The sequence below is a fragment of the Citrobacter amalonaticus genome (assembly GCF_018323885.1).
In the GTDB taxonomy this organism is placed as follows: Bacteria; Pseudomonadota; Gammaproteobacteria; order Enterobacterales; family Enterobacteriaceae; genus Citrobacter_A; species Citrobacter_A amalonaticus.
Genome location: NZ_AP024585.1, coordinates 893645 through 904175 on the forward strand (window position 1 = coordinate 893645; position 10531 = coordinate 904175).

A 10531-nucleotide genomic window follows, 5' to 3' on the forward strand; every position below is an offset into this window, starting at 1 on the left:
TGGGCTATATAGTAAGCTAAATAACAGCAAAATGGCTAATAAACGCATAAGGGAGAATCACTTATGGAACGTCTGCCCATTATTCTCGACACCGATCCGGGCATTGATGATGCTGCGGCGATTGCTGCTGCGCTGTTTGCCCCTCATCTCGATCTGCAACTGATGACCACGGTCGCCGGTAATGTTTCCGTGGAAAAGACCACCCGCAACGCCCTGCAACTGCTGCATTTCTGGAATGCCGACATTCCCCTCGCCCAGGGGGCCGCCACGCCGCTGTTACGTCCGCTACGCGATGCCGCCTATGTTCACGGCGAATCCGGCATGGAAGGCTATGATTTTGTCGAGCATGACCGACAACCGCTGGCGAAACCGGCGTTTATCGCCCTTCGTGACGCGCTGATCAGCGCCCCGGAGCCGATCACGCTGGTGGCGATTGGTCCGCTGACGAATATTGCGCTGCTGCTGATGCACTATCCGGAGTGCACCTTCAACATCCGCCGTCTGGTGATCATGGGCGGTTCTGCCGGACGGGGAAATTTCACCCCTAACGCTGAATTCAATATCGCCGTCGATCCGGAAGCCGCAGCGCGCGTATTCGAAAGTGGCATTGAGATTGTGATGTGTGGGCTGGATGTCACAAACCAGGCGATGTTGACGCCGGATTATCTGGCCTCGCTGCCCACCCTCAATCGCACTGGAAAGATGTTACATGCCTTGTTCAGCCACTATCGCAGCGGGACAATGCGCACCGGCGTGCGAATGCACGATCTCTGCGCGATTGCCTGGCTGGTGCGTCCGGATCTGTTTACCGTCAAGCCGTGCTTTGTCGCGGTTGAAGCCCGGGGGGACTATACCGCCGGGATGACCGTGGTGGATATTGAAGGGCGGATGAACAGACCAGCAAACGTGCAGGTCGCTCTGGAAATTAATGTTGCAGGGTTCCAGAAATGGGTGGCAGAAGTTCTGGCACTGGCACCGTAAGAAGTGTGATGCGCACCGCACTCTGTGGACGGAACTGGTAGGTTAATCGATTAATCTGCTAATCTGATTCTGTTGTTCTCCTCGGGCCGGAGACACATATGAATCTTACTTTTATCCAGCCACCGCAGGTGGAATGGGCGAGTGGCGCGTTGTCAAAAGGACCGCTGTTACGTAAATCAACCCGCATTCAGGATCTCATTGAGGTTTTTGCCGATGAGCCTGCCCGGCAACAGTTGGCGGGCGAACACGTGGTGTATGACGTTGAGATGCTGGCGACCTCTTCGGCGGAAGGCGAACTCTATACGGGCGTGACGCATCTTTATCCCGGACATGTCGGCGGTGAATACTTTATGACCCGCGGGCATTTCCATGCGCGCCGTGAACAGGGCGAAGTCTATTTTGGCCTGCGCGGAAAGGGACTTTTGCTGCTGCAAAATGAGCACGGGCAGGCGCGACTGGAAAACGTTTTCGCCGGATCCATTCATATCATCCCAGGTTTTACCGCACACCGCTTAATCAACACCGGAAATGAGGTGCTCTCCGCGCTTGCAGTCTGGCCTGCTATCGCCGGACATGATTATGCGGCGCTGGCGAAGGGGTTCACCCTCAGGGTCTTTGAGGAAAATCAGCAGATTCAAGTAAGGGAGGTGCAGAATGGTTGACTCTGCCTCTCTTTATGGTCTGGATATGACCGTGCATCGTCATCCGCTTGGGTTCAGTTATGGGGATGACGTGACCGGGCCTATGCCGGAAATTCGCCGACTCGATCAGATTCGTGCTTCGCTGCGTGATCCGCAGTGTGAGGGACCGGAAGAGGTATACGCTATCGCGATGGACGTGGCGCGTCTGCAGGATCGCGAGGAGCTAAAAAAACGCATGCTGTTGTTCGGTGTGGTGACCTATGCCGCGGGTCGGTTGGGTGAAGAACCGATTCGTAGTCAGGGACATGTGCATCGTGTGAGTCAGCACAGCGGGTGGTCTCCGCCAGAGTTGTATGAGATCTGGCAGGGGAAAGCGATCATCTACATGCAGGAATATGTTGGGGACGATCCTGGTCGCTGCTTTGCGGTGATCGCAGGACCCGGTGAAAAAGTGCTGGTGCCGCCCGGTTGGGGACATGCGACGATATCCGCCGATCCGAATGAGCCGTTAACCTTTGGCGCGTGGTGCGATCGGGAATATGGTTTTGAATATGAGGCTGTGCGGGCGCATAAAGGGCTGGCGTGGTATCCGTTATTACAGGGTGACCACGTCATCTGGCAGCACAACCCGCGCTATATTGCCGGGCGATTGCAGGCCGTCACGCCTCGTCAGTATACGGAGTTTTCACTGACTTCAGCGCCAATCTATCAGCAATTTATATCCGACCCGGGGCGCTTTCAGTTTATCTCTCGCCCGGATAAATGCGCAGGGCTGTGGCAGAACTTCCATCCATGAAAAACCGGGGCATTGCCCCGGTAGTTCCGTCTTTTCGCGATTAACCTGCAAACAGACCTGTTGCGACGCCAAGCGCGGCCAGTATCAGCAGTAAAACCATCGCTTTTACCGGTGAGACACCGCGTTTTGCCATCAGATACCAGGTACCGAGAACGACGACCAGCGGCAGCAATTGCGGGAAAATGCCATCCAGCATCTGCTGAACATGGATATTCACACCATCTTTGGTAATAAACTCCATCCCGGTTCCAAGCTTCACGTAGCTGGCTGCGACGCCCCCCATAACGAAAACACCTAACAGCGATAAGGCTTCGCGCAGACGAGTGGACTTGCTGCTCACCAGTATTTCTACCGAGCCGGAGCCCATTTTGTAGCCTTTCAGAAACAAGAACCATGAGCCGGGAATGATGATCGCAAGCCAGGCGACGGTATAAAACAAGGGACCGAGGATATTGCCGCCTGCCGCCAGCGCCATGCCGATACTGAGCAGGATGGGGATCAACATCCCAGGGATCATGGAATCACCGATCCCGGCAATGGGACCCATTAAACCCACCTTAAGGGTGTTGATCGTCTCTCCGTCGATCGGCTCCCCGTTCGCTTTTTTCTCTTCCAGCCCCAGCGCCATTCCATTCACAATGGCGCCAATCTGGGGTTCGGTATTGTAGAACGAGGCGTGTCGACGCAACATTTCGGTTCGTTGTGCGGCATCGGGATAGAGCTTTTTCGCCACCGGCAACATGCTCAGACAAAATCCAAAAGATTCCAGACGTTCAAAACTCATCGACGATAAGTTATGCATCATCCAGGCCCGCCAGCAGCGGCGAAGATCTTTACGGGTCAGCGTACGTTCTTCCATCAGAATTCATCCTCATCATCGCGGGTAACCGACGTCGCGTTTGCAGCCTGCGGCGGTTCCGGCTTGTAGTTATAGTGGATCAGCGCCAACAGTGAACCGACGATCACCAGCGCGACCATGTTGAGTTTTAAAAAGACGATGCAGACGAAACCGACGAGGAAGTAGATCAACATGGTGTAATTTTTGATGATCTGCTTGAGCAGAATTGCAATCCCGACGGCGGGCAGAATGCCGCCCAGTACGTTCATTGTCGACAACACCATCTTCGGCAGGCTGTCCATAAAACCGCTGATGTACTGTGCGCCAAAGTAAACCGCAATAAAGGTGGGCACAAAACGCAGGACAAAGTTTGTCACCTGAGGCCAGATGGCGCTGTTCAGGTAAATTCCCCGCTCATCGCCCCGATCCAGTGCCGCATCGGCACGATGGTTCCAGAAAGAGTTCAGTACCATCATCGCATTAAATAAGATGGTCCCGGCAATCCCGATGGTAGCGGCTAAGGCGACCGCGACCTCCGGGCCTTTGCCTGAGAGGATCCCCAATGCAATGGCCGGGTAAGCCACAAAGTTGAGATCGGCAGGCATTGAGCCGCCGGGCGTGACCATCGCGATATATACTGCCTGAACCGCAACGCCAATCATGATCCCGGTTTTCATGTCACCGAGAATAATCCCGACCAACGTGCCGGAAATCAGCGGTCGAGTGATTAAATACCAGCCGCCCGTCAGTCCCAACAGCCAGGGGCTGCTGAGGGCGCCGAGATAACACAGAATGCCAATCAACATCGCTTCGATAATCATCGTCCGCTCCTTATTTCAGCTTCTGGCGCGCATCCTGCCAGCTGTAACAACTGGCATCCGGCACCAGCCGGAATTCAACCTGATGCCCGCGCTGCGTCAGCCAGTCAAAGGCGGCGATCTCCTGTGCATTGACTGATTGATTAGGGCCAATTGTCGTGGTGTCGGCGCGCGCACTCATTGGACCGACGTTAATTTTGCCGTTGGCGTTGTGCAGACTGATACCCGCTTCTTCGATGCGCATCAGCGTGACCGGCGATTTGCCAATCACGAAATAACGTTTCTCACTGGCGATGACTTTGGGCAGTTTCTCAATCGCGGTGGCGGTATCAAACAACCAGACTTTGGTGTCCTGCACGGCGCCTTTCATCACCGAGGAGAGCAGGGGATCGGCCGCGACGGCATCGTCAATGGCGACAATGCCATCGCAGGGCAGCTCTTTGGCCCAACGTGTGACGAGCTGCCCATGAATAACGCGGTCATCGATACGGACAAAAGAAATACTCATAGCGGTTTCCTTTAAAAATCATCTGACTGCACGGAAAAAACCGGGGCAGCCTTCGTCAACGTGGGGGCAGTTAACGCCAGCAGGGTATCGGCTGCGGCATGGACATCCATGAATGGAAGCACTTCCTCGCTTAACAGCAGCATCGGCAGATTCACTCCTGCCACAACGGCGATGGGAGGCAACGTTTGTGGTGAAAAAGCATGCTGGCAGGCGACGTTCCACGGCGTGCCACTTTGCATATCGCAGAGCACCAGTACTCCGTCAGCGTGTTGTCCCGCCTGTGCCAGTACTTCGCTAAAGCGCGTTTTAAACCCTTCGATACCGGCCTGTTCGCTTAGTGTCACGGCGTAAACATGCGGTAATTCGCCGTAAACCATGCGTCCGCTGGTAAGAAGCGCTTCCGCCAGAGGACCGTGACTGGCAACAATAATGTGGATCATCGGCTTATCCTCTTACCCAGGCTTTGATCGTCGCCAGAGGCTGGTCAACGCTGTCGCCTGAAGGTGAAATTCGGTATTCCCCAACGGCTGCCGGGATGATAAAGGTCTCTGCATAGTGAACGATGAAGGGAGCAAATGCGCCGCTCGGACTATCGACCACGGCTTGCGCACCTTCGACCAGGTTCAGAACGTTCACACCACCCTGAGTATGGTGTGTCACTGGGGCAGTAAACCAGTGACGGCGGGTTTCGATAAACTCACGTTCGTGCATCCCGGTTCTTTCTTCCCGCCAGCCGTCCCCTTCAGCAATGGGCTCAATACGGTTGATCAGATTGTCTTGAACCCATTGTGTATCGCGCTGCCAGTCAATGACTTGTTGACCGTGGTCAAGATGGACAGGACGCGGCAATCCGTCCAGACCCAGACGCCCCCAGTCCCACAGTTTGAAGGTGAAAATATACGGCGTGGCACTGATCTCCAGGACCATTGTCCCGGCGCCTGAGCAATGGACGGTTCCGGCAGGGATGAGAAAATGATCGTGCTTACGGGCAGGGAATTGATTGACAAACCGCTCGTCATCAAATGCTTTCTCGCCTCGTCCCGCCGCGCGTAAATCGTCCAGCATCTCGCCTGGTACGATCCCGGTTTTTGTGCCCAGGTAGACCACCGCATCTGGCTCTGCTTCAAGGATGTAGTAACTCTCATCCTGGGTATAGTGCATACCAAATTGCTGTTGGATGTATTCAGTAACCGGATGAACCTGGAAGCTCAGGTTCTGACCGCCAATGGTATCGAGAAAGTCAAAACGAATCGGAAATTCCGCGCCAAAACGAGCATGAACTTTCTCGCCAAGCAGGGCGCGGGGATACGTCAGCACCAGGTCCTGAGAGGGGATCTCGATCCGCACATGACCAAAACGCAGTAACAGGCTGTTTTCCTCGGGCACGCAATCAAAACACCACGCGTAGTTGGGCGCTGAGGGATCGAGATCGAATTGTTGTTTCATCCACTGCCCGCCCCAGACGCCAGGGTCAAAGAAGGGGGCGACGCGAAACGGTTGCGTGGTGGTTTGTTGCAACCCGGCGCGTAGCGCTTCGCCGCTGACCATTGCGGGCGCGCCTGCGACCGTCGTATCCAGCAAATAATCAGCGCGTTTGAGCAGCGGCGTTTTGTGCCGGTCAAAGACTCGCCATTCAATAAAAAAGGCGCGTTTATAGCGACGAAGAATATCTTCATTCTGGTTTTTTGCGCCCCAGTTACCGAGACCGTCATGACGCATACGCTGTTGAATTTCCCAGCGCGGCAGATCGGCATACACCAACACATCGCCGGGATGCGCCAGCGCCGCGCCTGGCCCATATACCACCACGAGACCTTCGGGGATGGCTTCAATCTGTTGACGCATCCGGTTGAGCTTGTCGGGATCAAAAAACTCATCAAGATGGTGACAGGAGAGAACGCCAAAGACGCGGTCATCGGTCAGATTACGCGCCAACAACTCATGCAGCGCCTGCTCATCCCGTCGCGCGGATTCAACATTAATCACTACGGTGGCGTTTAGCGCGGCGAAGAGGTGTTGCTCCAGCTCATCCAGTCGCACGCCCGGATAACAATCGATAATCAGTACGGTTTTAGGCGATTCAGAAACCCGGCTGCGAAGTACCGAATGGACCGACGCCCAGCCTTGCCAGGCCTCGTCGTCATAGCCCTGAACATAAACCTCAGGGAATTTATTATAGGTTGTACGCATTTTCTCTCTCCGTGTTGGCTAATTAAAGATTAATCGATTAACCTTATTTTCATAGGGTGGTTAACGCGATTAACCCGCCATAATCAGAAACCAGGGCGGTAAAAAGCTCATCAGCGTGATGAGAATCACACGTACTGGCACATTAGTGAGGTTATTCGATTAACCTTTGCGAGAAACAGGAGAAGTCATGACAACCATTACCCTGGCGCAGGTTGCGGAACGCGCTGGCGTCTCCACGGCGACCGTGTCGATGGTACTGCGTAATCGGGGGCGTATTTCACAGGCAACGCGTGAACGCGTACTTAAAGCGCTGGATGATTCTGGCTATGTCTATAACCAGACCGCAGCGAATTTGCGTAATCGCAGCAGCAATCAGGTCGGGCTCTTGTTGCATGATATTACTAACCCATTTTATGGCGAGATGACGGCGGGGCTCAGTCATGAAATGGAGCGGCACGATCTGCTGTTGTTTCTGGCGAACAGCGAAGAGTCCGGCGAGCGCCAGCAAAAGTTTGTTGATTCCCTGATGCGCAATAACGCCTGCGGTATGGTGCTCTGCGCGGCGCGGGAAACACCGACCTCGTTCTTTGAAGCGCTTAAACGGCGTAATATTCCCGCTATCATGGTGGTTCGCCCGCTTAGCGATCCGGACTTTGATTTTGTCGGCACCGATAATTTTCTCGGGACGCAAATGGCAACGACCCATTTAGTTAAACTGGGGCACAAAAATATCGCCTTCATCGGCGGCAGCCCGAATTCAGGGAGCCGGGCGCAGCGCATTGGCGGATTTACCAGCACACTACTGGAATATGGCATTTCACCGAATCCGCAGTGGATCGTTGCCACTCAGGCCAGCCAGATTGATGGCGCGAAAGTGGCGGAGTCTCTGCTGATGCAACATCCACAAATTACTGCCGCGGTGTGTTATCAGGATATTGTGGCATTGGGGGTAATGCAGGCGCTACGTAAAATGGGGCGTGAACCCGGGCGCGACTTTGCATTAGTCGGGTTCGATGATATTACCGAAGCGGCGTTGGTTCAGCCTGCGCTGACCACCGTGTCGGTCGCGGCAAAAGAGATTGGTCGTAAGGCGGGAGAGTTACTTTACAGTCGTATTCAGGGGAACGATGAGCCGGCGAAACGCATTATTCTGCCTCCGGCACTGGTGGTCAGAGAATCATGTGGTTTTCGCTGATCGTCATGTCTTTTACTGATATCTCTCGCTGTTTATCATTAAATTCTAATTATCGACGTTTTTGGCTAGCGGCATGACGACGTGCTGGTTAATCTGAAAACGATTTACATCATTTTAACGTAAGAGAATAACTATGCATGATGCACAGGTCCGTGTCGCGATAGCGGGCGCGGGTGGCCGTATGGGCCGCCAGTTAATTCAGGCAGCGCTGCAGATGGATGGCGTTGCGCTTGGTGCGGCGCTTGAGCGCGAGGGATCGTCACTGCTGGGCAGCGATGCCGGAGAACTGGCGGGTGTCGGGAAAACCGGCGTTACCGTGCAAAGTCGCCTTGAGGCAGTAAAAGATGATTTCGATGTGTTCATCGATTTTACCCGTCCGGAAGGCACGCTGAATCATCTGGCGTTTTGTCGTCAGCATGGCAAAGGGATGGTCATTGGCACCACCGGTTTTGACGATGCGGGAAAACAGGCGATTCGCGATGCCGCGCAGGACATTGGCATTGTCTTCGCGGCGAACTTTAGCGTCGGTGTCAACGTGATGCTTAAGCTGCTGGAAAAGGCGGCGAAGGTGATGGGCGACTATACCGACATTGAAATCATTGAAGCTCACCACCGCCATAAAGTTGACGCGCCGTCAGGCACCGCGCTGGCGATGGGGGAGGCGATTGCCCATGCGCTGGATAAAGATCTAAAAGAATGCGCCGTCTACAGTCGCGAAGGCTACACCGGCGAACGCGTGCCGGGAACAATTGGCTTTGCCACCGTCCGCGCCGGGGACATTGTGGGCGAACATACCGCCATGTTTGCCGATATCGGCGAACGTGTCGAAATCACCCACAAAGCGTCCAGCCGTATGACTTTTGCCAATGGTGCGGTGAGATCGGCACTTTGGGTTAGTGCAAAGAAAAATGGTCTTTTTGATATGCGAGATGTCCTTGAACTCAACAATTTATAGTTAATTATTACCTTTCGTGATGTGGTTATTGTAATCTCAATGCATTGATTACATGGGGCAATATTTTTATTGCCCTTTTATTTTACCTGTTACAGATTGCTTTCATTACAAATGGCGTAAAAATCTATCTTTTCTCTCTTTTTTACGTTGCCTGAATGTAAATTTTGACCAAGTGGTCCACTTTTTCGAAGCATGAGACTATTTTCTACGCATAATTGTTCACGCAAGCGTTTTCCTGCCAGGGTTAGCTGATCTTTTTGCCTGTTAAATCCGTTGATTTCATCCTGGGTCGCAAAAGAATATAAAAAATACCGCCTTTAAGTTGACTTTTGCCTGCCTTATCTCCAGAATGCCGCCGTTTGCCAGAAATCCACGGGTAAGCAAATTTGCATTGATTCATGCTATGCGAATGCATTAATATGCAAATAAAGTGAGTGAATATTCTCTGGAGGGTGTTTTGATTAAGTCAGCGCTATTGGTTCTGGAAGACGGAACCCAGTTTCACGGTCGGGCCATAGGGGCAACAGGTTCGGCGGTAGGGGAAGTCGTTTTCAATACTTCAATGACCGGTTATCAAGAAATCCTCACTGATCCTTCCTATTCCCGCCAAATCGTTACTCTTACTTATCCCCATATCGGTAATGTCGGCACCAATGCCGCCGATGAAGAATCCTCCCAGGTCCATGCGCAAGGCCTTGTCATTCGTGACCTGCCGCTGATTGCGAGCAACTTCCGCAATACCGAAGACCTCTCTTCTTACCTGAAACGCCATAACATTGTGGCGATTGCCGATATCGATACCCGTAAGCTGACACGTCTGCTGCGCGAGAAAGGGGCGCAAAACGGTTGCATTATCGCGGGCGATAACCCGGATGCGGCGCTGGCGCTGGAAAAAGCGAAAGCCTTCCCGGGCCTGAACGGCATGGATCTTGCCAAAGAAGTGACCACCACGGAATCTTACAGCTGGACCCAGGGGAGCTGGACGCTGGCGGGCGACCTGCCGGAAGCAAAGAAAGAAGACGAACTGCCGTTCCATGTTGTCGCCTATGACTTTGGCGCCAAGCGCAACATTCTGCGCATGCTGGTGGACAGAGGCTGTCGCCTGACGGTTGTCCCGGCAAAAACGTCGGCAGAAGATGTGCTGAAGATGAATCCGGACGGGATCTTCCTGTCGAACGGCCCTGGTGACCCGGCGCCATGCGATTACGCTATCGACGCAATTCAGAAATTCCTCGAGACCGATATTCCGGTGTTTGGCATCTGCTTAGGCCATCAGCTTCTGGCGCTGGCGAGTGGGGCAAAAACCGTGAAGATGAAATTCGGTCACCACGGTGGTAACCATCCGGTCAAAGATATCGACAACAATACGGTGATGATTACGGCCCAGAACCACGGCTTTGCGGTGGATGAAGCGTCCATGCCGGCCAATCTGCGCGTGACCCACAAATCGCTGTTCGATGGCACCCTGCAAGGGATTCATCGCACCGACAAACCGGCATTCAGCTTCCAGGGCCACCCGGAAGCGAGCCCGGGTCCTCACGATGCCGCGCCATTGTTCGACCACTTTATCGAGTTAATTGAGCTTTACCGTCAGTCCGCGAAATAATCA

General features: G+C 53.7%; 11 protein-coding genes. 6 read left to right on the forward strand and 5 right to left on the reverse strand.

Translation table 11 applies throughout. The features are described from left to right. Positions 1-63: 63 nt before the first annotated feature. From rihC to KI228_RS04360, 3 genes are all read left to right on the forward strand, one after another. Positions 64-981, forward strand: coding sequence for a ribonucleoside hydrolase RihC (gene rihC / locus KI228_RS04350; RefSeq protein WP_061070540.1), 918 nt, complete (start codon positions 64-66; stop codon positions 979-981). A gap of 98 nt (positions 982-1079) precedes the next feature. After that, a complete protein-coding gene (locus KI228_RS04355) occupies positions 1080-1643 on the forward strand; it encodes a glucose-6-phosphate isomerase family protein (RefSeq protein ID WP_061070539.1) in 564 nt (187 codons plus the stop codon). Next, a complete protein-coding gene (locus tag KI228_RS04360) occupies positions 1636-2418 on the forward strand; it encodes a glucose-6-phosphate isomerase family protein (protein ID WP_042997997.1) in 783 nt (260 codons plus the stop codon). The genes KI228_RS04355 and KI228_RS04360 overlap by 8 nt, the downstream gene beginning before the upstream one ends. Positions 2419-2458: 40 nt before the next feature. Here KI228_RS04360 and KI228_RS04365 read toward each other — a convergent pair whose 3' ends face one another. The 5 genes from KI228_RS04365 to KI228_RS04385 are packed head-to-tail and all read right to left on the reverse strand — an operon-like array spanning position 2459 to position 6772. After that, positions 2459-3277 (reverse strand): PTS system mannose/fructose/sorbose family transporter subunit IID, encoded by an 819-nt coding sequence (locus tag KI228_RS04365; protein ID WP_042997996.1) that lies wholly within the window; start codon positions 3275-3277, stop codon positions 2459-2461. Beyond that, complete coding sequence (locus KI228_RS04370; protein WP_042997995.1) at positions 3277-4077, reverse strand: PTS mannose/fructose/sorbose/N-acetylgalactosamine transporter subunit IIC; 801 nt, start codon at positions 4075-4077, stop codon at positions 3277-3279. Before KI228_RS04370 ends, KI228_RS04365 begins: the two co-directional genes overlap by 1 nt. 10 nt (positions 4078-4087) lie before the next feature. Beyond that, entirely contained in the window at positions 4088-4582 is a 495-nt protein-coding gene (locus KI228_RS04375; protein WP_042997994.1) for a PTS sugar transporter subunit IIB, read from the reverse strand. 11 nt (positions 4583-4593) lie between these two features. Continuing rightward, positions 4594-5022 carry a PTS sugar transporter subunit IIA gene (locus KI228_RS04380; RefSeq protein WP_042997993.1) on the reverse strand — a complete coding sequence of 143 codons (429 nt, stop codon included), beginning with the start codon at positions 5020-5022 and terminating at the stop codon, positions 4594-4596. A 4-nt stretch (positions 5023-5026) separates the two neighbouring features. After that, positions 5027-6772 carry a class I mannose-6-phosphate isomerase gene (locus KI228_RS04385; protein ID WP_044255596.1) on the reverse strand — a complete coding sequence of 582 codons (1746 nt, stop codon included), beginning with the start codon at positions 6770-6772 and terminating at the stop codon, positions 5027-5029. 187 nt (positions 6773-6959) lie between these two features. On the opposite strand from KI228_RS04385, the gene KI228_RS04390 reads away from it, so the two are divergent. The 3 genes from KI228_RS04390 (at position 6960) to carA (ending at position 10528) form a co-directional block, all read left to right on the forward strand. Further along, on the forward strand, positions 6960-7967 hold the full coding sequence (locus KI228_RS04390) for a LacI family DNA-binding transcriptional regulator (protein ID WP_044267378.1): 1008 nt from the start codon (positions 6960-6962) through the stop codon (positions 7965-7967). 133 nt (positions 7968-8100) lie between these two features. Next, positions 8101-8922, forward strand: a complete 822-nt coding sequence (gene dapB / locus KI228_RS04395; protein ID WP_061070538.1) for a 4-hydroxy-tetrahydrodipicolinate reductase — start codon at positions 8101-8103, stop codon at positions 8920-8922. Positions 8923-9379: 457 nt separating this feature from the next. Further along, on the forward strand, positions 9380-10528 hold the full coding sequence (gene carA / locus KI228_RS04400) for a glutamine-hydrolyzing carbamoyl-phosphate synthase small subunit (protein WP_044255590.1): 1149 nt from the start codon (positions 9380-9382) through the stop codon (positions 10526-10528). The last annotated feature ends 3 nt before the right edge of the window (positions 10529-10531 follow it).